General features: G+C 48.6%; 27 protein-coding genes. 17 read left to right on the forward strand and 10 right to left on the reverse strand.

Translation table 11 applies throughout. The features are described 5' to 3' along the window. The first annotated feature begins 208 nt into the window (after window positions 1-208). From AB1611_03540 to AB1611_03570, 7 genes are all read left to right on the forward strand, one after another. Entirely contained in the window at window positions 209-397 is a 189-nt protein-coding gene (locus tag AB1611_03540) for a hypothetical protein (GenBank protein ID MEW6378666.1), read from the forward strand. Then, window positions 382-567, forward strand: coding sequence for a type II toxin-antitoxin system RelE/ParE family toxin (locus AB1611_03545; GenBank protein MEW6378667.1), 186 nt, complete (start codon window positions 382-384; stop codon window positions 565-567). Before AB1611_03540 ends, AB1611_03545 begins: the two co-directional genes overlap by 16 nt. Before the next feature lie 121 nt (window positions 568-688). Further along, window positions 689-2122 carry a 16S rRNA (cytosine(967)-C(5))-methyltransferase RsmB gene (rsmB, locus tag AB1611_03550; protein ID MEW6378668.1) on the forward strand — a complete coding sequence of 478 codons (1434 nt, stop codon included), beginning with the start codon at window positions 689-691 and terminating at the stop codon, window positions 2120-2122. 51 nt (window positions 2123-2173) lie between these two features. Next, window positions 2174-3133 carry a PASTA domain-containing protein gene (locus AB1611_03555; GenBank protein MEW6378669.1) on the forward strand — a complete coding sequence of 320 codons (960 nt, stop codon included), beginning with the start codon at window positions 2174-2176 and terminating at the stop codon, window positions 3131-3133. Further along, the gene (gene rpe, locus AB1611_03560; protein ID MEW6378670.1) at window positions 3133-3819 is read left to right on the forward strand and encodes a ribulose-phosphate 3-epimerase; all 687 of its coding nucleotides are present in this window, start codon (window positions 3133-3135) and stop codon (window positions 3817-3819) included. Before AB1611_03555 ends, rpe begins: the two co-directional genes overlap by 1 nt. Before the next feature lie 14 nt (window positions 3820-3833). Next, window positions 3834-5267 carry a tetratricopeptide repeat protein gene (locus AB1611_03565; protein MEW6378671.1) on the forward strand — a complete coding sequence of 478 codons (1434 nt, stop codon included), beginning with the start codon at window positions 3834-3836 and terminating at the stop codon, window positions 5265-5267. A gap of 257 nt (window positions 5268-5524) precedes the next feature. Continuing rightward, window positions 5525-5728 (forward strand): cold-shock protein, encoded by a 204-nt coding sequence (locus AB1611_03570; GenBank protein MEW6378672.1) that lies wholly within the window; start codon window positions 5525-5527, stop codon window positions 5726-5728. A gap of 150 nt (window positions 5729-5878) precedes the next feature. On the opposite strand, the gene AB1611_03575 is transcribed toward AB1611_03570, so the two are convergent. Then, a complete protein-coding gene (locus AB1611_03575) occupies window positions 5879-6190 on the reverse strand; it encodes a hypothetical protein (protein MEW6378673.1) in 312 nt (103 codons plus the stop codon). A 223-nt stretch (window positions 6191-6413) separates the two neighbouring features. Here AB1611_03575 and AB1611_03580 point away from each other — a divergent pair, with 223 nt between their 5' ends. Next, on the forward strand, window positions 6414-7733 hold the full coding sequence (locus tag AB1611_03580) for a cytochrome c peroxidase (protein MEW6378674.1): 1320 nt from the start codon (window positions 6414-6416) through the stop codon (window positions 7731-7733). Here the strand turns inward: AB1611_03580 and AB1611_03585 are convergent. From AB1611_03585 to AB1611_03610, 6 genes are all read right to left on the reverse strand, one after another. Then, window positions 7705-9336: a hypothetical protein gene (locus tag AB1611_03585; protein ID MEW6378675.1), complete on the reverse strand. Its 1632-nt coding sequence runs from the start codon at window positions 9334-9336 to the stop codon at window positions 7705-7707. The genes AB1611_03580 and AB1611_03585 overlap by 29 nt on opposite strands. Then, the gene (locus AB1611_03590) at window positions 9315-9896 is read right to left on the reverse strand and encodes a hypothetical protein (protein MEW6378676.1); all 582 of its coding nucleotides are present in this window, start codon (window positions 9894-9896) and stop codon (window positions 9315-9317) included. Before AB1611_03590 ends, AB1611_03585 begins: the two co-directional genes overlap by 22 nt. Beyond that, a complete protein-coding gene (locus AB1611_03595; protein MEW6378677.1) occupies window positions 9896-11539 on the reverse strand; it encodes a DUF916 domain-containing protein in 1644 nt (547 codons plus the stop codon). Before AB1611_03595 ends, AB1611_03590 begins: the two co-directional genes overlap by 1 nt. 180 nt (window positions 11540-11719) lie before the next feature. After that, window positions 11720-12253, reverse strand: a complete 534-nt coding sequence (locus AB1611_03600) for a hypothetical protein (protein ID MEW6378678.1) — start codon at window positions 12251-12253, stop codon at window positions 11720-11722. Between the two features lie 33 nt (window positions 12254-12286). Next, a complete protein-coding gene (locus tag AB1611_03605; GenBank protein ID MEW6378679.1) occupies window positions 12287-12664 on the reverse strand; it encodes a hypothetical protein in 378 nt (125 codons plus the stop codon). Between the two features lie 211 nt (window positions 12665-12875). After that, window positions 12876-13793 (reverse strand): hypothetical protein, encoded by a 918-nt coding sequence (locus tag AB1611_03610; protein ID MEW6378680.1) that lies wholly within the window; start codon window positions 13791-13793, stop codon window positions 12876-12878. Window positions 13794-14291: 498 nt separating this feature from the next. On the opposite strand from AB1611_03610, the gene AB1611_03615 reads away from it, so the two are divergent. The 3 genes from AB1611_03615 to AB1611_03625 all read left to right on the forward strand — a co-directional run bounded on the left by AB1611_03615 (window position 14292) and on the right by AB1611_03625 (window position 16459). Continuing rightward, window positions 14292-14435, forward strand: coding sequence for a hypothetical protein (locus AB1611_03615; protein ID MEW6378681.1), 144 nt, complete (start codon window positions 14292-14294; stop codon window positions 14433-14435). A gap of 18 nt (window positions 14436-14453) precedes the next feature. Beyond that, window positions 14454-15740: an IMP cyclohydrolase gene (locus tag AB1611_03620; protein MEW6378682.1), complete on the forward strand. Its 1287-nt coding sequence runs from the start codon at window positions 14454-14456 to the stop codon at window positions 15738-15740. A 164-nt stretch (window positions 15741-15904) separates the two neighbouring features. Next, complete coding sequence (locus AB1611_03625) at window positions 15905-16459, forward strand: Uma2 family endonuclease (GenBank protein ID MEW6378683.1); 555 nt, start codon at window positions 15905-15907, stop codon at window positions 16457-16459. 44 nt (window positions 16460-16503) lie between these two features. Here AB1611_03625 and AB1611_03630 read toward each other — a convergent pair whose 3' ends face one another. Beyond that, entirely contained in the window at window positions 16504-17310 is an 807-nt protein-coding gene (locus tag AB1611_03630) for an ABC transporter permease (GenBank protein MEW6378684.1), read from the reverse strand. A gap of 19 nt (window positions 17311-17329) precedes the next feature. Further along, window positions 17330-18247: an ATP-binding cassette domain-containing protein gene (locus AB1611_03635; protein MEW6378685.1), complete on the reverse strand. Its 918-nt coding sequence runs from the start codon at window positions 18245-18247 to the stop codon at window positions 17330-17332. Window positions 18248-18868: 621 nt separating this feature from the next. Here AB1611_03635 and AB1611_03640 point away from each other — a divergent pair. The 6 genes from AB1611_03640 (at window position 18869) to AB1611_03665 (ending at window position 24916) form a co-directional block, all read left to right on the forward strand. Beyond that, window positions 18869-21196 (forward strand): hypothetical protein, encoded by a 2328-nt coding sequence (locus AB1611_03640; protein ID MEW6378686.1) that lies wholly within the window; start codon window positions 18869-18871, stop codon window positions 21194-21196. 44 nt (window positions 21197-21240) lie between these two features. After that, window positions 21241-22020, forward strand: coding sequence for a hypothetical protein (locus AB1611_03645; GenBank protein ID MEW6378687.1), 780 nt, complete (start codon window positions 21241-21243; stop codon window positions 22018-22020). A 184-nt stretch (window positions 22021-22204) separates the two neighbouring features. Next, window positions 22205-23251 carry a M42 family metallopeptidase gene (locus AB1611_03650; protein ID MEW6378688.1) on the forward strand — a complete coding sequence of 349 codons (1047 nt, stop codon included), beginning with the start codon at window positions 22205-22207 and terminating at the stop codon, window positions 23249-23251. Between the two features lie 357 nt (window positions 23252-23608). After that, a complete protein-coding gene (locus AB1611_03655) occupies window positions 23609-23926 on the forward strand; it encodes a nucleotidyltransferase domain-containing protein (protein MEW6378689.1) in 318 nt (105 codons plus the stop codon). Next, a complete protein-coding gene (locus tag AB1611_03660) occupies window positions 23923-24315 on the forward strand; it encodes a HEPN domain-containing protein (protein MEW6378690.1) in 393 nt (130 codons plus the stop codon). Before AB1611_03655 ends, AB1611_03660 begins: the two co-directional genes overlap by 4 nt. 61 nt (window positions 24316-24376) lie before the next feature. Beyond that, window positions 24377-24916 carry an NTPase gene (locus AB1611_03665; GenBank protein MEW6378691.1) on the forward strand — a complete coding sequence of 180 codons (540 nt, stop codon included), beginning with the start codon at window positions 24377-24379 and terminating at the stop codon, window positions 24914-24916. Between the two features lie 61 nt (window positions 24917-24977). Here AB1611_03665 and AB1611_03670 read toward each other — a convergent pair whose 3' ends face one another. Beyond that, the gene (locus AB1611_03670; protein ID MEW6378692.1) at window positions 24978-25337 is read right to left on the reverse strand and encodes a GlpM family protein; all 360 of its coding nucleotides are present in this window, start codon (window positions 25335-25337) and stop codon (window positions 24978-24980) included. Window positions 25338-25348: the final 11 nt, after the last annotated feature.

Below are 25348 nucleotides of genomic sequence, written 5' to 3' on the forward strand. Positions count from 1 at the left end.
CCCATACAAGATAGGGAACATCTGTTAGTCAGATATCCTGATGGTAAATATCCTAAAAATCAGGTATCATATATTTATGATATCTGGTTTCTCTCGATCTTGAAGAAATTGAGAAGCTAATTCTTTTTGTAGATGCGGATAAAAAATTATCAGTTAAATATAAAAAATTCTCCCCAAAAAATTATGGTACTTATTAAGGAGGATACTTATGGCGGTTGTTAAGGAAGAAGTAATTAAAATGATTCAAAATATGCCAAAAGATACTTCTATTGAAGATATCATGGCAGAATTATATTTTCGATACCAGGTAGATGAAGGACTGAAACAACTAGACGAAGATAAGGGGATTCCTCATGAAGAAGTGGAAAAACGGATGGAAAGATGGCTAAAAATATAAGATGGTCTCCAAGGGCTGCTGATAGCCTTGAAGAAATATGTGATTTCATTGCTAAAGATTCAGAATATTACGCATCAATGTTTGCAAAGAAAATTACTGTACTTGTCAAGGATATTGCATTATTTCCTCAAGCAGGTTGTAATTTCTCATCGTGCAAAACTGTTAAATAAAGAATAAAATTATTATTTTATCTAGCATCTACTTAACAAATATGGTTTTTCGGCCACTGCGCAGGCTAACGCCTTGCGCCGCTGGCCACTGACCACTGACCACTGATAACTTAACACGATTATGCCAGTATTCAAAGCTCAACAACCAGCCCATAGCAAGGCTCGAAGATCACCGAAGGTGAAAGGCTCGGAGCGTGATGTCCGAAATCTCGGTACCGCCAGAGGCCTTTCGGTCGGGATTCTGATCCGGGCGGATGAGGAATCCGCCTACCTCGATATTCTGCTGGCCGAAGCACTGAAGGGTTCTTCCCTCTCTCTCCGGGACAGACATCTGGTTACTGCCATTACCTATGGTGTCCTGCGCTACCGGAATCAACTGGACTGGTGGATCGAGCAGGTAGCCAGCCGTCCGGTGGCTGAAATGCCTGCCGCGGTCAAAGCCATTCTGCGCTCCGGTGTATATCAGCTCCTTTTCCTGAGCCGGGTGCCGCCTTCGGCAGCGATCAACGAGGCGGTCAATCTGACCTATAACTATGGCAGGCGGGGAGTGGCCGGTTTCGTAAACGCCATTCTTCGCCAGCTCCACAGGAGGAAGGCAGCGATCAGGTTTCCTGCCGAGAGCACGGATCCTGTCCGGCACATCGCCCTGGTCTATGCCCATCCCGAATGGATGGTAAGGCGGTGGATACAGCACCTGGGCCGTGAGGGATGCAAGGCGCTGTGTCAGGCCAATAACCGGCAGCCCCGTCTGACAATCCGTCTGAATACCCTGAAAATGCCCGTTGAGCAGGCAATACTGTCGCTGGCTCAGGAGCTTCAGGATTTACAGCCTTCAGGAATAGTGCCTGAAGGGTGGTATCTGGAGGGTCCACGGCCGCTGATCGAGTCTTCCGCTTTTCGGGAAGGGTACTTCGAGATTCAGGGGTTAAGCTCCATGCTGGCAGTGCGGGCTCTTGCTCCCCGGCCTGAAGAGAAGGTTCTGGATGCCTGCGCCGGAAGAGGTGGAAAAACGACCTTTCTGGCTCAACTCATGGATAACCGGGGATTTCTGCTGGCCCTTGATCCTTCGTTCCGGAAACTGGGACTTCTGCGGGAGAACAGCCGCAGGCTGGGGGCCGGTATTATCCGGGAGGTTTGCGCTGATGCCCGCTTCAGCCCTGTGCGGAGCCGATTTGACCGGCTTTTGCTCGATGTACCCTGCTCATCGCTGGGAATTATCCGAAGGCACCCTGAGATCAAGTGGATCAGGACTGAGTCTGACCTGGCCAGCCTTTCCTCCCTGCAACTTGGTATTCTTGAGCAGGGTTCATGTCTGGTGGCTGAAAAGGGTGTTATGCTGTACAGCGCCTGCACACTTGAACCCGAAGAGACGAGTCTGGTGGTGAACCGGTTTCTCGACCAGCACCCGGCCTTTATCCGGGACGATGTGCGGCCATACCTGCCGGAGCCTCTCCGTGATGCCGCAGGAGAGGATGGATATGTGCGGATTTATCCGCATCGATATGCTGATCTGGATGGTTTTTTTATCGCCAGATTGAAAAAGCGGCAGTCATAGGCTCGAAAAAATGGCTATTATTCCACGGTGAACATAAAGGAACGCTAACCAATGTCAATCAGAGGGTTTTTCCTGGGTTTCCTGAAATTGCTGGTATTTGTCAGCGGGCTTTTTATTCTGGGATTCTTGAGCGCCCTGATTACCATAAACCTGGTAATGCAAAAAGAGCAGGTCAAGGTTCCTCCCCTGATCGGCAAGGATGTGGTGGATGCGCTGGAGATACTGAACTCTCTGGGACTCAATCTGGTTGTGGAAAGCCGTGAATTTCATCAGACAATGCCGACCAATACAATTATTTCTCAAAGTCCTGCCGGAGGGAAACTGCTGAAGAGCGGACGGGATATCAAGGTAGCTCTGAGCAAGGGGACGCAGATGGTCATCATCCCGGATGTCAAGGGGGAGCCGCTGGTGCGCGCTCAGAGCATTCTGCAGGAAAACAACCTCAAGACCGGATACCTGGCCAAGATCTACCGCCGGAACATTGAGGAGAATATCATCATCAGTCAGGACCCGCCTGCCGGCGACAAGATACGGCGGGGCGGATTGGTAAGCCTTCTGGTAAGCCAGGGCCAGGAGCCTGTCCATTACTGCATGCCCGAACTGATCGGAAAGAGTTTGACCGAGGCGGAACAGACTATCCAGGGCCTTCACCTGGCGATTGGAAATATTGACTACGAGTTTCACACTGAATTGAAGCCGGATGTGATCATTGCCCAGTTTCCTGAAAATGGGTATCGGGTTCTCCAGGGCGAAAAGGTCAATCTCAGGGTCAGTAAGGATAAATCCATCGAGGATGAGATTGGCACCTATAAGGTTCTCCAGTACACGGTTCCAGCGGGATCGGGCCGCAAAAGGGTACGGATCGTTCTGCGGGATGATCAGGGAGTGAAGGAAATCTTCCATGAGGAAAAAAATCCCGGCGATCAAATCGAGCTTCTGGTAAAAGCGACCCCAAAAGCTGTGGCCCTGATCTATGTGGATGACAATTTTATAAAGGAGGAACAATTCTGATGAACAAGACCCGACCGGTCCGGATTGCACCTTCTCTGCTGTCGGCCAATTTTGCATCGCTGGCTGATGAAATTCGGAAAGTGGAAGAGGGTGGAGCGGATCTGCTGCATATTGATGTTATGGACGGGCACTTTGTGCCGAATATTACCATCGGTCCTCCGGTGGTTCAATCTTTAAAAGCGGTGACCAGAATTCCGCTGGATGTGCATCTCATGATCGAGCATCCGGATGCGTACTGTGAAGATTTCCGGCAGGCAGGGGCTGATATCCTGACTATTCACTGGGAAGCGTGTCATCATCTGCATCGAAGCATCCAGGTCATCAAAGAAAAGGGAATGAAGGCCGGGGTGGCCATTAATCCATCGACTCCTGTCCATGCCCTGGATTGCGTGCTGCCTGACGTTGATCAGGTTGTTGTCATGTCGGTCAATCCGGGATTCGGCGGGCAGCAGTTTATTCCCTTTGCACTCTCGAAAATCAGAGCCCTGCGTGACATGATCATCCGGGCTGAGCTTGATGACAGGGTCGATATCCTGGTTGATGGGGGGATCAAGCTGGATAATTGCCTGAGTGTGACCCAGGCGGGAGCCAACATCATTGTCTTAGGCTCCGGAATTTTCCACACCCCTGATCCTGTGGCCACCGTAAAGAAGATCAGAGGACTGATAGAGACGGGATTGCCATGAAAAGTTCCTTGGTCGTGAAATTCGTATACCTGGCTTTGTGTGCCGGGTCGATGGTTTTCTTTTTAGCAGGCATATCATCCGGACAGGAGAAACTTTCTACCCTGGATACAGCAGGTCCAAACCGGGAAGCCCTGGCTGCCAGACAGGCCGGTGATTCCTTCTCGAAACAGGGAGACATTCAGAAGGCAGTCGAGGCCTATGAGCAGGCACTGCGGGCTTATCCGGACTACGCTGACGTGTATTATCTGCTCGGCCTGATCTACGATCTGCAGCAGGGAAACCTTGAAAAAGCCATAGCCTGTTATCAGAAATTTCTGGAGCTGGCCCCCAATGCGACAGAGGCCAGGGATGTTCGTTTATTACTTGAAAGTGCCCAACAGGCCACGTCTTCACCCTCCCCGACTGCACAGCCTCCTTCGATCTCACAGACTCTTCCGGCTTCTGTGCCTCCTTCATCTTCACAGTCCGCCCCGGCCCCGCAGCCTCCCTCCACTCCCCCGTCTCCTGCCCCGCCGATACAGCCGGTCAAGACACCTGATACGGAAAGAAAGGATTCCGACAATATTGGCCGCACAACCGAAGCCGAGCTGAAAACTGCCGATAAAATAATTACTGGCGATAAGGCGATGAAGTCAGATGACGTCTATAAGAAAGATGATACCCGTAAGACAGCGAAGATGGTTGATATCCAGGAAATTGATGCCAGGGTGAAACAAAAACCATCTCAGTCGGGAAAGGTCAGGCACCCATCAGAATTTGCGCCATCCGAGCAGTTCGTTTCCCGGACAATTAACGAGAGGGTTTTAAAATATACCATTAAGCTCGCAGTCTGGCAGCGGGAGGGGTTCATTCAAAAGTTTAATGAACTGGCTCTGGCCAGGGGATCTTCGCTGACGAACAATATCGCCGAAGCACGGGCCAAGCTGCGTGAGGAAAGGCAAAAAATCACCGATTTTATCGATTATCCAAAGGAAGCTGAGACCATCCTGCTGCGGCAGCTCGTCAACGACTTTATGAAAGAGTGGGGCATTGATCTTCCCCAGTTACCGCAGAAGGTGGACATCCAGAGGGCTGTCCCTTCCATTCAGGTATTGAGTATCGAGGAAGATAAAAAATACGTTCGACTCTCTCTGGAAGCCAGGATTGATGTTCAAAACCTGAAAGAGCAGCTCACGAAGCTGGGATATCAGTTTACTCCTGCCAGGGTTCAGTTGCAGTGCTCCAATTTGTACGGGGAATTCAAGGATCGATTTTTTGCTGCTATTCAGAGAAAATCGGAGTATATTAAAAGCCAATCCGAGGGGCTCTATGAGGTTTACGTACCAGCCGAGCTTCTTGCTTCCGAGCTGAGTAAGATGGTGATCGGAACGTACGGGATTCGGCTTGACAGTGTAGGCAAAGATGTCATCACCTTTACTGCCGAACCCGTGGAAAAAGGGGTGCAATAATTTCCTTGACGCAATTTTGTTTTTGGGGTATAATAAGAAATTAACTGTAAATAAAATTTTTGCTATCCTTCCGGATAGCGAGAAGGAGTTATTTACCCAGATAGATCAAAGAATTACTCCAGGGAGGAAGTTTATCTCCCTTGAGAGAGCATTAAGTTGTGGATAGGTTATCTGGACTTTGGAGGCCTATAGCTTTTCCTGAGCTTTACAGAGATATCCCAACTTAAGAAACATGTAAGAAAGGAGGGATATTTAGTATGGCTCAAGGACGAGTGAAATGGTTCAATGACCAGAAAGGCTTTGGTTTCATCAAGATTGCAGGTGAAGATAAGGATGTGTTTGTACATTATACAGCGATTGCCGGGTCAGGCTTCAAAAGCCTCCAGGAAAATCAGCTTGTCGAATTCGACATCCAGCAAGGTCCTAAAGGATCCCAGGCAGTTAATGTACGGCCACAGTAATCATTCCTGGTGAAGGTATGAGAGAGGGAGGTTCCTCACGGTTCCTCCCTCTTTTGCTATCCGGGGGTTTACTATAACAGCCTGAATAGCTGCTTATAAAACAAAGGCCATCAATATGTTATTGATGGCCTTTTTGTGCTCAGTAATGTCTTACTTTGAGCGTGTTAACGGGAAGCCAAGCTTTTCAAGGATCTCGTTTCTTATACCTTTCCTTTTCTCCATGTTAGCCTTTACATCATCAAGTGATGTAGGGAATGAGTAATCTTCAACCCATTGGGGAAAACTGTCAATGATAAATTGCGCGGTGCTCTTGATTGAACTCATTGTCTGTTGCAGGAACGCCTTGACCGGTCTTTGCCCCTCTTCCTCCTCGGCGGCATAAGACACCCTGCCGAAAACCGGGCAGCACATAAAACTGTACGTCAGGAAAAGAACCAGGAAAAACTGAAACTTCTTTTTCATTTGTCTATCCTCCTTTTAGACTTGTACTGTTGTTGGTTAATAAAAATAAGGGATCATTTTGCCTACTATTTCGGATTAATATAAAAAAAGCCGTTACACAGCAATAAGGTGATTAAAATGGACTTGTATACCCTGCGGTCAAGTTCCACTGAACTATTACTGTCCGCACCGTAAGCCTTTTTCCGGAAATCACCCGATATGGAAAGCAGAGATAGCAGGAGAGATGTGGAGAGGGAGAAAGCAGGAAAAACTACCGGGAAGGGAAAGGCTGCCTTTTGCAGAACAGGGAAAGGTCCTTTCCCTTCCTGAAGATCGGCAGGATGAAGGAGTAGATGCAATTATGAATAACAAGAGCAGGAGCATGAGCGGTCTATGGTTATTGGCATGTCTCTGTATCCTTTCCCTGGCCTGCACGGCAGCGAGAACTGCTGTGGCCGCGGACCTGTCCAGCAAGGAAAGGCTGGGCAAGCTCATCTATTTCGATGAGCGGCTCTCTGAGCCAAAGGGACAGTCCTGTTCAGCTTGCCATTTTCCGGAAAATGGTTTTAACGGCGCAGGAGACCCCAATATCGCCGTCTATGAAGGTGCGGTATCCGGCCGGTTCGGTTTTCGCAATCCCCCAAGCTCTGCTTATGCCTCCTTCAGCCCGCCGTTCCACTTTGGCAGGGAAGAAGGCGAATATATCGGAGGCCAGTTCTGGGACGGCCGGGCAAAAGACCTTGTGGAACAGGCGAAAGGGCCGTTCCTGAACCCGGTGGAGCAGAATAACCCAAGCGGAGAAGAGGTAGCCAGGAAGGTCTGCCAATCCCCGTATGCTGATCTCTTCAAAGAGGTATATGGGCCGAATGCCTGCGATGATCTCACCAGGGCTTACGATTATATAGCCGATGCCATTGCCGCCTATGAGTCCTCCTTTGAGTCGAACCGCTTCAGCTCAAAGTATGACTGGTACCTTAAAGATCCGGCCCGGTATCCCTTAAGCGAGCAGGAGGCGCGCGGTCGTTTGCTCTTCGAGACCAAAGGCAACTGCTTCTCCTGCCATCCGAATACGGCGGGGCCTTACTGCGACCAGCCCCTGTTCACCGACTATACCTATGATAATCTCGGTCTGCCGAAGAATCCCGATAATCCCTGGTACCGCATGTCTCCTTCTCTTAACCCCGATGGAGAAAACTTTATCGATTACGGGCTCGGAGATACAGTGAAAGATCCTGCCGAAAATGGAAAATTCAAGGTACCGACTCTCAGAAACGTTGCCGTTGCACCTCCCTATGGGCATAATGGTCTCTTCAAGACCCTGGAGGAGGTCGTCCATTTCTACAACACGGCCGGTATTCCGGGTATGTGGCCTTCTCCGGAAGTGCCGGAAAATGTCAATAGAAGCAAAATAGGCGACCTCGGCCTGAGCGAAGAGGAAGAAAAAGACCTGGTTGCCTTCCTGAAAACCCTGACAGACGGCTACGAACCAACAGACAGGATACAGGAAGGGGAGGGCGGGAAAAAATTACCAGGGATCAGCCTTGAGCGGCAAAGGTTGCATTGACTATGCGGGGGGTAATTAAAATAAGTACCTCCGAGTCCTCGGTTATTTTATCCTTCTTGCTGAAAATAAGATTGAGAATTGGTATATAACCCAAGATCGGTACCCGGGTGATCTTGTCGATCTCCCGTTTCTTCAGGAATCCTCCGATGGTGATAGTTTCCTGGTCATTAACCACGACGGTTGTAGTAACCGAGCGCTTGTTAATCAGGGGAAGACCATTGGCACCTGTCTCGACAAAATCACTCACCTCGGCCGGTTTTATCTTCACGGTAATGGTATTGTCTTCTGAAACAAAGGGGATGATATTGAGGGTGATCCCGGCCTTTATGGTCTGTACCGTCGTATATGAATAGGTGACCGGGCCGCTGGTGAGGGACACATACTGCTCAAGGCCGATATTGATGGTGGCCTCCTCCCCATCCATAGTGGTCACGTGCGGTGTAGCTCTGAGCGTGGCCTGGCCTTTCGCAACCAGTTCCTGGAGCTTGGCCGTTATCTGATCGGTTACGACGGATGATGAATTGAGGTAGCCGAAAGTTACCCCCAGCTCCTGCATGGACCCGGAAAATTTGCCCGATTGACCTGACCAGTCAATACCGAGGTTCTTCTTGGCTTCCGATGAAAGGTCCACAATGATGGCCTCAAGCCTTACCTGCTTGGGCAGGGTATCGACCTTGCGGATGTCGGCGAGTATTCTCTCCACCATCTCCGGGGATGCGGTAATGGTGAGCACGTTCCGCTCCTCATTCACCTGAATGGCTGAAGCAAAGGATGGTGAGATGAGCTTTACCAGTTCCCTGGCCTTGAGGAACTTTGGTTTGACGTATTCAGTCCGGCTTAAGTAATTGAATAGAGGGCTGCGGGAATCAGCCGAGCCGATGAGGTAGTAACCATTCATCTTCCTGAAGGTATACCCTCCTGCGCTCAGTATTATCTTGAGTACCTCCTCAAGCGGCAGGTTTTTGTACCGGACGGAAATAAAACCCTGTACCGTATCATCGGTAATCAGGCTGATGCCGGTCTCGGTAGCGATATTTCTGATGATTTCCCGCAGGTCGGTATCGTAAAATTCATTGCTCAGGAGTTTTTCCGGTGTGCTGGAAGAAGAGCCTGCTGTATTGGATGCCGGCTGAGATGCAGGTGTATCTGCCCTGGGGAGGGCTCCGGTTGTCGAGGGCCGATCGTTTTCTCCGGTAATCTCCTCAATCCTGGTTATATAATTCTGGGCCAGTTCAGTCAGGCTGCTGTTGGGATAATTTTCGGTAATTTCGAGGAATTTTGCTCTGGCTTCTTCATATCTTTGCTTTTGATACAGCTCTTTGCCTTTTTTAAAAACCGTATAGTCGCTCGATCTCCAGATTCCCCTCAGAATACCGCCGGATTGGGCCGGGGAATGGTGAGCATTCGATGGAGAGCCGCTGGATCGTGATTGAAAATTGACTGACCGCGGGCTGGATTGATACTTGGGGTCGGCAAGGTTTCGATAAGCACAACCGGAGAGAGATATCATAGATATCATAAAGGAGAGAGAAAGGTACAAGGTAATGCGCAGGGTATTGGGGAGAGAGAAAAATGGAGAACCTAATTTGCCGCTTCTGTCCATAGTGTAAACTCCATGCTGCTGATATTGTTGCTGTTTTTGTCACTGACTGTGGCTATGATCCGGGTGGAATATTTCTTCTTTCTCATCGAGGGTTGTTTACCCGATGGCCGGTATGCCTTGACATAGATATTCATCTCGCACGTTTTTGATTGGATTTCTTCGACGGAGGAGCACAGGTTTTTTCCGCTCATCCACCGCCGCCGAGGCCCTTGAATATCCGGCGGGGGTGAGCCTGAGGGCGCAATGGCGTAGAATGTGGGAAGATAATCCGCTGCTTCGCTGGAAAGATTTCCATCAGGAGTTTCTGACCTGAAGCTTATGGTTAGGGGGGGATTATTGGTTTCTCCCGACAGAATAATAGGTATGGTACTGGTGTATACTCCGGGAGATATGACAGTATCGAGCTGGAGGGTATCCTGGGTAAGGTGGGCAGCCAGCATTGGCCGCACAGTACCCGTAACCGCCAGGTGTCTGGTATTCAATGCCTGGCCGCAGGTTGCAGATCGGGCTCCAATAATCAACAAAAACGGAACAATGGTACTAACAATAAGAGTTTTCATTATTTAACGGTAAAATTTATCTTGGCTGTTGCTTTTTCTTTCCCGCCGTAATCGGTCTCGGCAAGGGCCAGGTATTTTCCGGGGATGAGCTTTCTGCCTGTGGTTGCTGTCATTCTTCCCGTTGTTTGCGGAAGAATGGCCCTGGCTTCAAGTTTAAGATCTATCTGTTCAACCTCATGGTTATACATATCCCTGATGATGACTCTGCCTTTTGGCACAAGGTGCAGCGGGCTTTTATTCCTGAGCTCCAGAGCAAACTCTGCCTTCCCCCCTGTGCCGTTCGATCGTTTGAACGTAGCTACCTCGGCTGTTGACTCAACCTGCCCCGGGATAGCAGTAATCACCTCAACCTGCTTTTTTTCAATCCGCTGTGCTCCGGTATTTCCGGTTCCTTCAATAACAACCAGCGAATATTTATCTCCAGGCTGGGCCGAAGCAGGCAGGGTAATCGTAAACGGTATACTCTGAGAGAGCCTCGGTCCGATGGTATAATTCATCTCTTGCAGCGCTATCCAGTTTGAAGATGAATAGGGTGTCGAGCCCTTCTCCTTGACAATGGTTCGTCCATCAGGGCTGTATCCAAGATCTTTCACCGAGAGGGTTATCGTAATCGGCTCCTGGGTAAGATTCGTGACGGTAAAGACTGAAGACCTCACCCCACCGGCCTGACCCTTGATCTCGATGTTTGTCGGTCTTACTTCGAAGGATTGATTATCAGCCGGCACCCTGGAGGCGAAAGCCGGGTCTTTGGTAATGGCTATCTTTTGCCTGGCCGAAAGGCTTCGCCTGCCGTATTTTAAGGCAACCATGGCTGTATATTCACCAGGGGCGAGCGGTTTATTTACTTTCCCCAAAAAAGCCACCCGTGCACCAGGGAAAATTTTTTGGTTTTCATCTTTTTTCCGGTTGAGATCCTTTGATTTCTGTTCTTCCTTTTCCCTCACTTTCTTTTTTCTCTCAAGCGATTCGGTAGTGAGATGGACACTGGTGACGATCCTGCCTGCGGCATCCTGCAGGGTCACCTGTCCTGTGGCCGTGAAAACAGCCTCTGATTTATTCACCATAACCGCTTCTATGGCAGGTGAGCCGTCTTCGAGCTTTTTTATCCCGATTCTATCCAGTTCCGCCTGCTCTATGACCGGTTTTCCCCTGACTTTCAGATGAAGGGTAACGGCATACCTCACCCGGATGGTTATCCCTTTGACCTTTTTCTCCGAGCCGGTTTCAACCATTATGGCCGCTGTTTTACTCCCCGAGCTGGTGGCGGGAACCAAAATTTCACCTTTGACCTGGACAATTTCTCCAGCAGGTATGGTGATCTCGGATTTTGCCAGTTTAATCCATTGGGCACATGAATAGGGATTTTTGCCGACCTCGACAAAATCCATGCTTCCATCCTCTTTTTGCAGAGCATCGAACAGGGTGAGATGGACAACGGCATCTTCGTTCGGCGAAGTAGAATAGATTTCAATTTCGAATTCACCCTTTTTATTCGGGGAAAGCTCAAGATCCAAAGTCAGCGGTTTTACCCCGATACTTCCCGCAGCCTGAGATAATGCAGGATATATCAGGGAAAGGAGGCACAGAAGCAGCAGGAGATAGAGGCTGTATTGTGCATGCCGAAAGGTAGTTTTTCCTGTCATAAGGACCTTTACAAATCGTGGTATTTCTCCCGCGGAGACGCTGAGACGCAGAGGATATTATTTTCAGTCATTCTCTGCGCCTCTTGCGTCTCTGCGGGAGATCATTCTTCCATCCTTAATAGAAATAAGGAAGCGGGGAGGAGAACTTTCCCCTTCCCCCCTTTCAAATCCCAATTTTACCTAAAGTGCTGACACCGTTAACGTAATACCGGCGGCATAATCTCCAGCCTGCTGATCGGAAATCTGATCACCTGTCCTTGCCCAACCAAGTATCGAATAGTCCTCAACGGTACATGCTCCCTGGCTGCTGAAAAGTGCTCCCACCGGTGCCCAGGTATCGTCCCGGTTCGTATAGCCAAGATCACTGACTTCGTCCTGAACGAGGTACTTGGTCTGGAGAGTCGATTGCCCATTCGATGCCGCCAGGTCATCCGCTTTGAATTCAAGGTTGACTATCGTGTTGGTTTCGACCCTGAATATCGAATGATTTTTCGGCCCTATCGTCTGGTTGGCCTGTCCGGTAAATGCTCCGAAATTCATATGCTGGGCCACGATATCAATTTGAGCATACTCTGCAACTGTCCCGTTAACAATGATGTTCTCCACATCAGACTGGGCGAAAGCAGACGAACCGCAAAGCACGACAACTCCTGTCACTACCACAGCAGCAGCGAGGAGAGATAGTAACGGTACTCTTTTCTTAACCTGTTTCATGTATTTCTCTCCTTATCGATCAAGGTCGATATCTTACCCGGCCACTGTTATGGTAATTACGGAGCCGTATTCACCAGCTTCCTGAGCGGAAATAGCACCGGTTGTTCCCGTGATGGTAACTGAATGGTCCCCGTTGTGCTGGACATCGACATCAATGCTTGATGTACCATCGATAGTAACCTCTGTAGTAATAGTACCGCCATTCATATGGGTCAGCGGAGTTGCAGTTACTGATACCGTAGCCGCACAGTTTGTCTCGACATGAATGATGTTCGTATCGGACAACGATTCATTCGCCGCACCGGAAAAAGCGAGTTCCATCGCTGATAAATCACCAGTGATTTCAGCATATTCCAATACGGTAGCTGTGACATTGATTGTCTTGCTATCCAGGTCTACAGCCTTTGACATTCCCGAAAAACCAACTAAGACGATTGCAGCCAGTAATGCAATTACATATTTTTTCATAGTTTATTCCTCTTAGGTAAGATAGTTATTTTAAAAAACTGATATTATTGTTGATTCGCGCAGCATGACAAATTTGAAATTCCTGAATAACCTTGATCTTTCTCATCCACCTCCTTTCTCAGCCGGTACGGAAGGCTTTTTGTTGGGCAGAATTTCATAGCTCAGGTATACAGGTAATAACAATCTCCCCCCGATAGTCTCCTGCCGCGTCCTGTAATCCGGTCTTTAATCTGAAACTAAGCTCAGTGGTAACGGTTTTTTCCTTATTATCAGGCTGATGTCCTGATGGCTGTTCGAGAATCACCACATCCGATTCGAGGCTGTAATAATTTCCATTGCCCGGGTTCACCGAGAGCCTGTCAGCGGAAATATTACTGTACTTGCCCACAAGGGAAGTGGCATGTGCCTTGACAATAAATCCATCTTTTGATTTGACCGTAAGAAGAATGGTACTGTCAGCATCGCATTCCTTCCGGGACCGCATACCGGAAAAATGGATCTCCTGAGATGATAAGGTCACATTGACCATAGTCTCCTTGGTAACCTCCTCCATCTTGGAGGAGGGGGCAAATTCGGCCCCTGGCACCGGCGCATCGATAATTAACCTTACGTGGATGGTCGGGATTGTCATGTCCATATCGACTGAGTAGATATTCCCCTCATAAACGCCCGGTTTTTCATGGCCGGTAGCCATGTACCTGAACTGTATGGCCGCCACATCGAGAGGAGGGGGCTCTCCCCCATCACCTTTTCCGACAAGCCTTGGCAACTCAAGGCTTTCAAATCCATTGGTGTATGGAGTTTTCATCAGCAGCCGATCAGGCATTATGTTCCCTGACGGACCGGTTACTATACCGGCCAGATAGCTGAAAACCCATCCTCCGGTGCCTGACTGAAGAACAACCCGCACGGCTGATATATCAGGTTCAATCATGCCCGTCTGGCCGCTGATAAAATGGAAGCTGATAAGGTCATGAGAGACGGTTATCTTGATACCCGGTTCTGTCGAACACCAGGCGGTTGACATTGTCAAACAAAGATAAAGCACAACGCCGGGGATTTTCAGGCGCATGAATAATCCTTTTTCTTGATTCCAATTGTTGAAGATCTTAGATGGAAAAACTTTGGGACAGGAGTTTTTTAAATAATGAAAAATAAAGACAGGACCTTTCCGAGGTGAAAGAATGGGACAACGATGTCAGAGGGTCCTTTTTGATTGACTCTAACTTACTGTTTTGTTATTCTCGGTTGGAAAAAAGTTTCCTGATTTTTATTCCAACCTTATAACTAATATTCAGCCGTTCCTGCCTCCTCCAGGTTATTTATTCATATTTTTATGGCTGGATTTGGTTATGGTAGAGACTCATTATTTTACTGCCGGGTTTTGCTTTCAAGTAATTTGGGTAATATTAATGCAAAATTCATTCCATTATTAGATATTCTTTTATTGAAATAAGATACTCGGTATGTTACTACTTTAATTTCAGCAGGATGCCAGGCTGAGGATTATAATTGCCTTGTGACTGCTTACTGGTTATAATATAATATTCTTTTTATATTTGCACATTTTATGCAGCAGATTGCACATATTATGAAAAATATTTCATATTTAATTAACCAGTATTTCCAGAGGGGATATTGGTACGCCATTACTCCAGATATTCCTGGAACTTTCCTGCTTATTATGGACCCTGAACAGTTTTCAGAATCCTGAAAGGAGGTACCTATCTGCATGGCAGATTATCGGCAAGCTTACAGAACTATCATGGATGATCATTTTCCTGAAACCATGACCATTACTTTCGGCAACCAGACTCTGGTTTATCAGAAACGGACCTGGAAGATTCTCGACGAGGGAGAATTGATCGAAAAGGGTTTGCGCTATGGAGAAAACCCAGGCCAGGAAGCGGCCTTATACGAATTGGTCAACGGGAATCTGGTGCTCGGAGAGTGCAAGTTTATCGACCCTCAAAAGGGCCTGGTCAGTGCGCTGAGTGAGGAAAATTTGCTGCAATTCGGCAAACACCCCGGCAAAACCAACCTGACTGATGTTGACAATGCTCTGAATATCCTGCGATATATCAACCGGAAACCAGCCGCCTGCATCATGAAGCATAATAATCCCAGCGGTGCGGCTTACGGAGAGACAATTGCCGAGGCCTATGCCAGGGCCAACATGGCTGACCGGATCGCGGCCTTCGGCGGATGTGCGGCTTTTAACCGGCCGGTTGACAAATCCTTGGCCGAAGAGATTGGCCGTAATTACCTTGAGGTGGTTGTAGCCCCTGAGTATGAAGAGGGCAGTGTGGAGATCCTCAGACAATGGAAGAACCTGCGGATTATCCGGCTTGACCGTATCGACCTTCTGGAACAATACCGGAACCTGCGGTTTGTGGACTTCAAGAGTCTGATCGATGGCGGCATCATTGTTCAGCAGTCTCCTCTGAATATCATCTATTCCAGGGATGACTTAAAGCCGGCCGCATCCAGGTATCAGGGAAAAGAATACCGGATCGAACGTCTGCCCACGGAACGGGAATATGATGACATGCTTTTTGGCTGGGGAGTGGAGCAGGGGATTACCTCCAACTCGGTCATTTATGTCAAGGATGGAGTAACCGTGGGGATCGGTACCGGAGAGCAGGACCGGGTGGGAGTCGCTGAAATAGCCATTTTCAAGGCCTACACCAAGTATGCGGATGCCCTGTGCTTTCAAAAGCATGCTGTCCCCTACAAAACCCTGGAAATGGAAATTGCCGGCGGGAAGCGGCCGGTCAGCGATAAGGAAGAAATTGACCGGCAGGTGAGAGCGGAAAAAGGGAACCTGATCGGATCAGTGATGGTCTCCGATGCCTTCTTCCCCTTCCGGGATGGTGTGGATGTTGCCATCCGCGAGGGAATCTCAGGCATTGTGCAGCCCGGAGGATCCCTGCGGGATTTTGAAGCCATTCAGGCCTGCAACGAGGCCAGGCCGCAGGTGACCATGGTCTATACCGGGCAGCGGGCTTTCAAGCATTAGACCACCTGGGGGATGGATCATAAGCCGAAAAACTCTGGGCAGGCAATCCGAGGCAGGCCGCTCTTGACAGCGGCCTGTGAGGGGCAATATAATAAGTTAGATATTTCCTATGGCTTATATGATGTATTTACCTTTTATTAAAATTGGAAAGTATGGAGACAGTGATGCTGCCTAAAAGTCTGAGACTGAATTACCAGGATTACATCCTTTTTCCTGATGACGGGAAGCGGCATGAAATCATTGAAGGAGAGCATTATATGGCCCCGTCCCCGAATGTCCGGCACCAGAGTATTTCCAGAAACCTGGAATTCGTTATTAACCAATATGTTGAAGAGCACGATCTAGGTAAAGTATTTGATGCCCCGATGGATGTGATTCTGTCGGACGAGAACATTGTCCAGCCTGATATTCTCTTTATCTCAAAGAAGAATTACGGAATTATTACAACTCAGAATATTCAGGGAGCACCGGATTTACTCATTGAAATTCTGTCGGAATCGTCTCGGAGACTGGACCGGCTCATCAAAATGAAGACCTATGGCAAGTTTGGGGTGGAGGAATACTGGCTGGTTGACCCGGCTATCGATCAGGTTGAGATATTCAGAATGAAAAAGACCGGCCTGAAGCTGCTGAAAACTTACCAGGGATGTCAGGAACTGGTATCCCCTCTTTTCCCCGGCCTGAAGATTGATCTCAAGAAGGTGTTCGAGGAATTTTAACTCCTTCCGGCCACTCTGCCTTCTGGCCATTGATCACTTGCTTTTCACTTGATAAGTCGCCGGTGCATTCTCACCAATGCCAGAGGGAAGAAAATGAGTGTAAAAATCAGGAGGTAGGCAACATTCCAGAGCAGGCCGGGACTGATCAGTCCGAAGCTCAAAGACCTCGTAAGCTTCACCAGGTGGGTCAGGGGAAAAAAGAGAGAAAGCCTTTGACCCCAGCGGGGCAGATTATCGATCGGAAAGAAGGTCTCACTGAAAAGAAACATGGGAGTTATGAGCAGGAATACGGGAATGTTGAATATTTCAATATTTGGTATGATACTGGTGATGAACATGCCGAGAGATCCGAAAGCAAAGCCGCCGAAGAAGGACAGCGGCAGGATGAGAATGCCCTGCGGATAGCGAATGAAGCCGAGCAGGCTGATTACCGTCAGCATGATCAGGGTGGCGATGGCTGATTTGGTCGCACCCCACATGATTTCTCCGGTAATGATTTCTTCCAGGGAGAGAGGCGTGGCCAGCATGGCGTCAAAGGTTTTTTGATAGTACATTCTTACGAAAGAAGTGTAGGTATTTTCAAAGAAGGCATTATACATGATATTGACTGCAATCAATGCCGGAGCAATAAAGCTGATATACGAGACCTGAGAGCCGTGATAGGGAACCTCTCCGACCAATGAGCTTAATCCGACCCCAAAGGCCAGTAAGTAGAAAAGCGGTTCGAGAAGCGGCGGGAGGAAGCTGACTTTCCAGGTTTTTCGGTAAACGTCCCAGTTTCGCTGCCAGACCCGGATAAACCGTCTTGAGATATTGAAGGGTGATACTGCCATCATCATTCTCTGTCTCATTCTTTTCAGCCCTCTGATTTTATTCTCTCAACTCCCTGCCGGTCAATTTGAGAAACACATCTTCCAGAGTAGCCATGCGCAGGATGCAGTTCTCTTTGGTATAATTATCGCATATCCGGTGGAACAGTTTGTCACTCTCCCTGCACTGGCTGTAGACGATCAGGCGATGGCCCAGATCTTCATGTTCCAGGTTCTGGGCCTGGACAAAGGTTCGCAATTCATGGCTTGGGCCATCGACTTCGATAACAGCATGGCCCACGTGGTTGCGGATAAGCTCACCGGGCTTGCCCTGCACCAGGATCCGGCCATGATCCATGATAATCAGCCGGTCGCAGAGGCGTGAGGCTTCCTCCATATAGTGGGTGGTCAGCAGAATGGAAAGACCTTTTGATCTGAGCTCTTCCATCCGTGCCCAAACCTGATGACGGGATTGAGGATCAAGGCCAGTGGTAGGCTCATCGAGAATTAAAAGGTCCGGGTCATTGATCAGGGCGCGGGCCAGAACCAGCCTGCGCTTCATTCCACCTGAAAGCTCGACCACTTCAGCGTCCTGCCGGTGATCGAGAGCGATAAACTCAAGGAGACTGAGAGCTTTGGCGCGGGCCAGCTTCCCGGGAATATTGAAATACCGGGCAAAGGTTTCCAGGTTTTCCAGCACACTCAGGTCCGGATCGAGGCTGTCCTCCTGCTGGCAGACCCCGATACGGGCTCTGATCTCACGCCATTTTTGGGTTATGTCGAGGCCGAAGACCTTCAATCTGCCGCTGGTTATGGGAGAAAACCCATAGGTCATGCGAATCGTCGATGTCTTTCCGGCCCCATTGGGGCCAAGTATGCCGAAACACTCCCCAGGATAGACCTGAAAGGAAATACCGTCAACAGCTACAAGACTATCGAATGCCTTTCTCAAATTTTCCGCTTCAATAATGTAGTGCACGCGACGTTCCTTTAGGATCGTCTCTCCCGTTCAAAGATGATTAAGGAAAAAAATTTTTTACCCCTGAGCTTTATAAGCTATCAAATTTATCGTATCTTTATTGCAAAATACCGCCGATCATAATGGATTTGAAAAATTCTGTCCTCCAGAAATCCCCTATTATTATGGCGAGAGAGAAAAAGTTTAGCATACAACGGCAGAAATAGCTATCCAGGTTACGAATGTATGCTCTATTCAAGGAAATTCGGCGATGAAATGCTGTATAAAGGTTTCTGTTGCACTATAATAATGAACTGAATTTTTGAATTTGACGCGCTTATTTAAAGTTAGTATATTGTTAATAATAGAAATATGCGCTTGTATATTGGTCAATTACCTGTTCCCGGAGGTTCTCGACAAAACATCTTACATGTATCCCAAATTAAAGGAGATAGAATCTACAAAAAAGGTATCAATTTCCGGTTTATTTTTATCATTATCAACCACAATATTTATGGCACTAACGAGTTAGGAGGTAAAACTATCGTACTTGAAAAATCCATAAGCGAATTATGTTAAGCTGCCCCAGCATCAGCGAATATCCTCTCTATGTATAGGTTTTTGAGTGGGAAGGAAGGGAAAATGAAAACCATGAAAAAAATGTTAGTCATGTATGCATCCTGTGGGCTGGTAGCACTATTGGCAGGAGTATTGACCACGTATATTCCTTCTGAGGCGACTGTTCATGATACCCACCTGAGGAAGAGTGGTTCCCTGGATCCAAGAGACCCTCGTGGGGCGAATCTTACCTGTACTGACTGCCACCAGGCACATGGCTGCTCGAATGGTGCCCCGGGCATGCTGAAAGATTGTTTACCATTAGCTCAAACTACCATCTGTGACCCCTGCCATAGTCCGGGCGGTGCCTTCGATGGCGCGAATGATCCCGTGATTGGAGCCAAGGCTCATTGGCGGGATGGAGGGGTGTATGATTCGGGCCAGGGACGGCAGGTATTAAAGCCCGGCCTGGAAAACTGGTGTGCCGGCTGCCACGATGATGGCAATGCAACCTGTCTCGGGGTGTCGGCTCCGAACGTAATGGGGGATAATGCCACCTACGGCTATAATATCACCGGCCATAAGATTGCCTGCACTTCCTGCCACAATGCAGCCGGGAGGCACATGGATGGTCAGGCCAGAACCTACACCCATGACTCGAATCCCTGGGATACCGACGATTCTCAGAACTACCAGAATGGGTATCGGCTTGCAGCGCGGATGATCATCCCCTTATTCACCGGCCCTCAGGCAGGAACCGTTCAGGACCGGTACGCTCTCTGCTATGGGTGCCATGATTTTGCCAAACTTTTGGGAGCAACCTCACCCTATCAGACCAATTTTCAGGACGATTCGATCAACCGTCATGTGTACCACTTAAGCTCAGGGCGCACGGCCTGGGATTCTGACTGGGATTATTTACAGGTGCCGGATGAGATCATTATCGACAATACGGGTGCGGCCTTTTCGGGTGAAGGATGGCAGATAGACAATACCCTCACCGGGTATTATGGAACCGATTATGCCTGGCATCTTGCAGGCAGTGGAAGCTGCACGGCGGCCTGGACTCCGCAGATTCCCATGAATAGAGCCTACAAGGTCTATGTCCGCTGGCCTGTTTCCTCGAGCTGGGCCAGCGATGCACAGTATACCATTGTCTATAATGGCGGAAGCATCGTACAAACCCTCAATCAGCAAATCGGCGGAGGAATGTGGAATCTCCTTGGCTCTTTCTCCTTTATTCAGGGGACCTCCGGATATGTCCAGCTTTCAGATCTGGCCAGCGGCCCTGTGGCTGCCGATGCGGTCAGGTTCGGCGACCCTATTATGGATTCCCGGATCAGTTGCCCGGCCTGTCATAATGTGCATGGATCTTCCGATCCGGCCATGATTCGCCACGGGGAGCTTATCAGCACCCCCGGCACTCAGGACAAGTCGCCAGCCTTGAGCTTTCGCTGGTACAAGGAGGATGGCTATACTCCAACCATTTTTGGCGATGAGAGCCGCTTTGGCGATATGCCTGTCCTGGGTGGTGTCGGAGGCGGAAACCTGGAAGACAGCAAGGTCTGTGCCGGATGCCATGCCGGACCGGCACCGATCAAATATGACCGGGTTTATCAGACCGTGGCCATGCCGCAAGGGTCCTGGGCCAAACCTTCTCTTCCTCCTTCGGTGCGGCTTTTGACTCCCGGACCGGGCAGCAGTGAGGTAGCAGTGGACACTAATCTCAGCTTCCTCCTCCTTTCCAATGGAGAGAATGACCTTGATCTGACCTCTGTTACCATATCCCTGACGGGTACACTTTCTTACTCCCAGACATATCATTTCGGGGACAGCCCGCTGGTGATTACTCCGGTATCCGGCAGATCTCAGTGTTATACGGTGGTCGTAAATCCCGAGTGCAATTTCGGCGATCAGGAAACAATCACCGTGACAATATCGGCTCAGGATATAGCTGGCCACAGCCTGACATCTCCCTCCTGGTCTTTTGAGGCGGGGATATCGTCTCCTGTTATCTGGAGGAGCCCAATGGGAGTGCATTCGGAAAGTCTCTTCTACTCCCCGGAACGGTTGATCGATGATCATCCGGAGACGGAAAATGTTGAATCTCCTTTCCCTGATCACTGGGTGATCTATGATTTGGGACAGAGCTGTCAGGTAGGCCAGATCCGTCTTCTCCTTTCATCTTCCAGTGTTCGGCTGTGGACGATCTGGGTGGGTGATGATCCCGCTGCCTTTGGATCTGCGGTCAAGACGGATTGGCCGGCAGCAGTGACAGGCGATCCGCCCGAACTTCCTCAGTGGGTGAGTACTTCTTTTCCTCCCGTACAGGGAAGATACCTGAAAATCTTCACTGGAAGAGGGTATTTATCCAAAGACACCATCAGGGAAATAGATTTTGCTGAAAACTAAGCCTAAATAGGGTATTATTACCAATAACAGAAGGAGAATCGCTCATGAAATGGTTTATAATGCGAAATATCGTAAGCAGCATGGTTATCGTGCTGATAGGGCTTTCATCCCTGGAAGCTGCCACCATCGTCGTTCCCTCTCCGGGCAGGAACACCATTCAGGAGGCAATCAATCAGGCGCAGGAAGGAGACACCATTGTGATCTCCCCCGGAAGGTATCAGGAAAACCTGATCATTGACGGGAAATCTATCAATCTTGAGAGTAAAAATCCCGGAAAAGCCGCCATACTCGATGGAGGAAATAAAGGCCCCTGCCTTATCCTCAAAAACGGCAGCAGCGGGAAAATTCAGGGTCTGATCATCCAGAACGGGAATGCAGGGGGCAATAAAGGCGAAGGAGGAGGTATCGCCTGCTACCAGTCCAATCCGAAAATAGTCCGGAATACCTTCAGAAATAATGTAGCTGATCAGGGACTGGGAGGGGGAATTTTCTGCTGCCAGTCAGCTCCGGTCATTGATAAGAACGCGTTTTACAACAATCGGGCAGAGCAGGGCGAGGGATCGGGGATTTTCGCTTTCCGATCAACGCCGGTCATCCGTTACAATACCTTTGTCGAAAACCAGGCCGAGCAGGGCGAAGGCGGAGCGATTTCCCTCCTTGAATCAACCGGGCAAATCAATGACAACTCCTTCATGAACAACCTGGCTAATCAGGGAAAAGATGTTTATTTGCAGCATTCAAAGGGGAATATGAAAAATAATCTGCATGGAAACGGCACAGACCCCTACAAGGAGGCTGTTTTTCTGAATCAATCCACCTGGTAATTAACACAAGGGTTATTCACCGGATTGTTGTCATTTTTACCATCTCCTCTTTCGTAGTTACGAATTTACCTTACCACGGGAGAGGAGATTTTTTTTATACCTTTCTCCGGTGTAGCTCTGCTGGATGGCGGAGCCGATCCGGAAGAGAGGGAGAAAATCATACGTTAAGGAGGAGATACAGGTTATGGAAGTCGATACGCTGCTTGAAGAGCTTATCATGGTGCCTGGTGTAAGCGGGTATGAAGAGCCGATCAGGAAAAGGATCAGGGAATTGACCGAAGACTGCCTTGACCGGCTGGAAATTGATGCCCTTGGTAATCTCATCGGTACCAGGGAGGGGCAGGGAAAAGGCCATATCGCCTTTTTTGCCCACATGGACGAGCTTGGTCTGGTGGCAGCTAATATTACTCCGGAAGGATTTATCCGCTTTAAAAAGATGGGTGGTATTGACGACCGCATCCTCGCATCGAGGCAGATGAGGCTTTTTACCTCACAGGGTGTTGAAATTCCGGGAGTCGTAGCCTGGGTTCCACCGCATATGGCCATTGAGGGGCAAAAAGAGCTGGATAAGGTAGTCCCCTGGCAGAATCTGGTTATCGATGTCGGAGCCCGCAACGCGGAAGAGGTCAGGGCGATGGGAATAAAGATCGGTGATCCGATCGTCTTTGCCAAGCAGCTATCCAGGCTGGCCAATAACCTTGTGGCTTCACGGGGTATCGATAACCGGGCTGGCTGTGCGGCCCTGATCACGGTGATCCGGAGCATGAAGGGTATTCAGCCTGGGCCGAAGATCAGTTGTGTCTTTACCACGCAGGAGGAAAGCGGCCTGCGGGGGGCTGCCGTGGCCGGAAGCCGGATCAGGCCTGACAGCGCTTTTATCATCGACACTGCCAGTGCTCCTGATTTTCCCGGTGTGCCGGATATCTACCGGGGGCAGTTTCAGATAGGCAAGGGGCCGTTATTACGGCTTGTCGATAGCCGGATGGTGACCCATCAGGGCTTGCGGGAGTATGTTGAAAAAATCGCTTCGGAAAAGAATATCCCCCTGCAACTGGGAGTAGTCGGAGGATCAACCGATGCGGCAGCCGTGCAACTGGCCGCAGACGGGATACCGGCTCTTGCGGTCTGCATTCCGTGCCGGTATACTCATGCCACGGTTGAAACGCTCTCGCTTGATGATCTTCGGACAACAGTCGATCTGATGAAGGAGATTATTGATAAATACCACTAAGGAATTATAGTATGTCTTGGAAAAAATTTAAAAACTATGTATAATAGTAACTACTTAGGCACAAAGGGACAAAGGCACAGAGGCACAAAGTTACCTTTGGTTATTTTGTGCTCAACTGTCCCATTACAGTGCTCAATATGCATTGTATCTTTTTCCCCTTTGTGCCTGTGTAGTTACGTATAATAAATTCGCTCATATATGGTAGCCATCACACTGTTTGGATCTGATGCCTTTAGCGAAGTGAAAATCCTATAGAGGGGAGAAATATTACTGTGTTGTCTTACCAATATGAGCGAATAAATTATAAAAGTCACTGTATAAAAATGGAATGCACTATGGTGATAAGGAATTGTCAAAATGCTTAACCAGCAAGCTCTGCATGAGCTTAAGGAGTTGCTTGTCAAAAACTTCCCGGACTATATTGATAGAGTGATCCTTTTTGGTTCACGTGCCCGGGGAAAGGCACACAGGTATTCTGATTATGATATCCTTGTCATTTTAAAGAAAGCCTATGACTGGAAGCTCAAGGACGAGATCTACGACAAAACCTGGGAGATCGATTATAAGTATGATATTTTGACAGATATTAAACTCATTTCAAGTGAAGAATTAAAAACTATTAAAGGAAAACAGCCATTCATTTTGGATGCACTGGAAACAGGGCTTGTCCTATGACCTTAACGAATGAAGATCGAGAGGTATTAATCACCAACTATGTAAACAAAAGCAGGGAAACCGTTGGGAAGGTAGAGTTCCTGATTGAACACAATGAATTATCCCTGGCTGTAAACCGTATCTATTATGGGATTTATTACATTCTCTCGGCATTAGCGGTCAAATATCAATTCAAGACAGCTAAACATGCACAGTTAATTGGCTGGTTTAATAAACAATTCGTGAAAGAGGGTATTGTTGATAGCAGGTATGGCAAGTTAATAAGGAAAGCATTTGAAAACAGGATGGAAGGTGATTATAGCCTATTTTTTGACTTATCCAAAGAGGAAGTGGAGCAATCTTTTGGAGAGATGAAAGAAGTAATAGCTGAAATCCAGAGGTTGATTTGAGGCAATCACCATGATCCCCCCAATATTGTCTCACCCACTCCTGCAAGTCAGGAATTCGTCCATGAATTATCGAAAAAATATCCTTCTGACCGGACGTCCCGGGATCGGGAAAACAACCCTGATCCATAAGATCCTCTCGATTATCAACGGGAAAGGCAGGGAAGGGAATGCCGCGGGATTCTTCACTGAAGAGATCAGAGAGGGAGGGGCAAGGAAGGGGTTTCGGATTAAGACTCTTTCCGGCGATGCAGCCTTGTTGTCTCATGTCACGATAAAGTCTCCGTATCGTGTGGGAAAATATGGGATAAATCTGGAAGAATTCGAGCGGGTGGCTATTCCATCGATCGACATCAGCCAGGAGGGAACAGCAATTATCGTGATCGATGAAATCGGCAAAATGGAGTGCTTTTCACCGGTTTTTCAGCAGAAAACCGTTGAGGCTTTAAATTCAGGGAAAAGAGTATTAGCCACCATCGCTTTGAAGGGGGATGGTTTTATCAGCTCCCTTAAAAAACGCCCCGATGTGACTCTGATCCAGGTAACCGAGGCCAACCGCAACCAGCTTCCCGGTGTTCTGGCTGAGGAATTAACGCGATTGTAAAAAAGTTTTCGATCATCAGTTTTTTTCCACTGACCACTGATCACTGGCCACTGACCACCGCTCAAAGCCCCAGCCAGTGTCTATATCGGAAAAAGGCCAAGATAGCAATAGTCCATATCATCAGTGCAAGAAGTATAGCTATATTCGCGTTGAGAGAGGTTTTCCTCAACAGGAAGTAGAGAGGAATGAGATAAGCGAACATAAGCGGCAGAAATACTATATCGCTCCTGATCGTATCCGTCAGAGCATCGTGGCCGCTCTCATTGCCCACGATGAATGAACTGGTCAGGGTAACGATTGGCGCGGCCAGGAGAATCCCGGCCAGGGTAGTATCACCTTTATGGGCCAGATATGATACCCCGACAACAATACTGCCTCCTGCTAAAAACTTCACCACATACTCCAGAACCGGAATTTCCATCTTCTGATACC

It is taken from the genome of bacterium, from assembly GCA_040755755.1.
Lineage (GTDB): Bacteria > SZUA-182 > SZUA-182 > DTGQ01 > DTGQ01 > DTGQ01.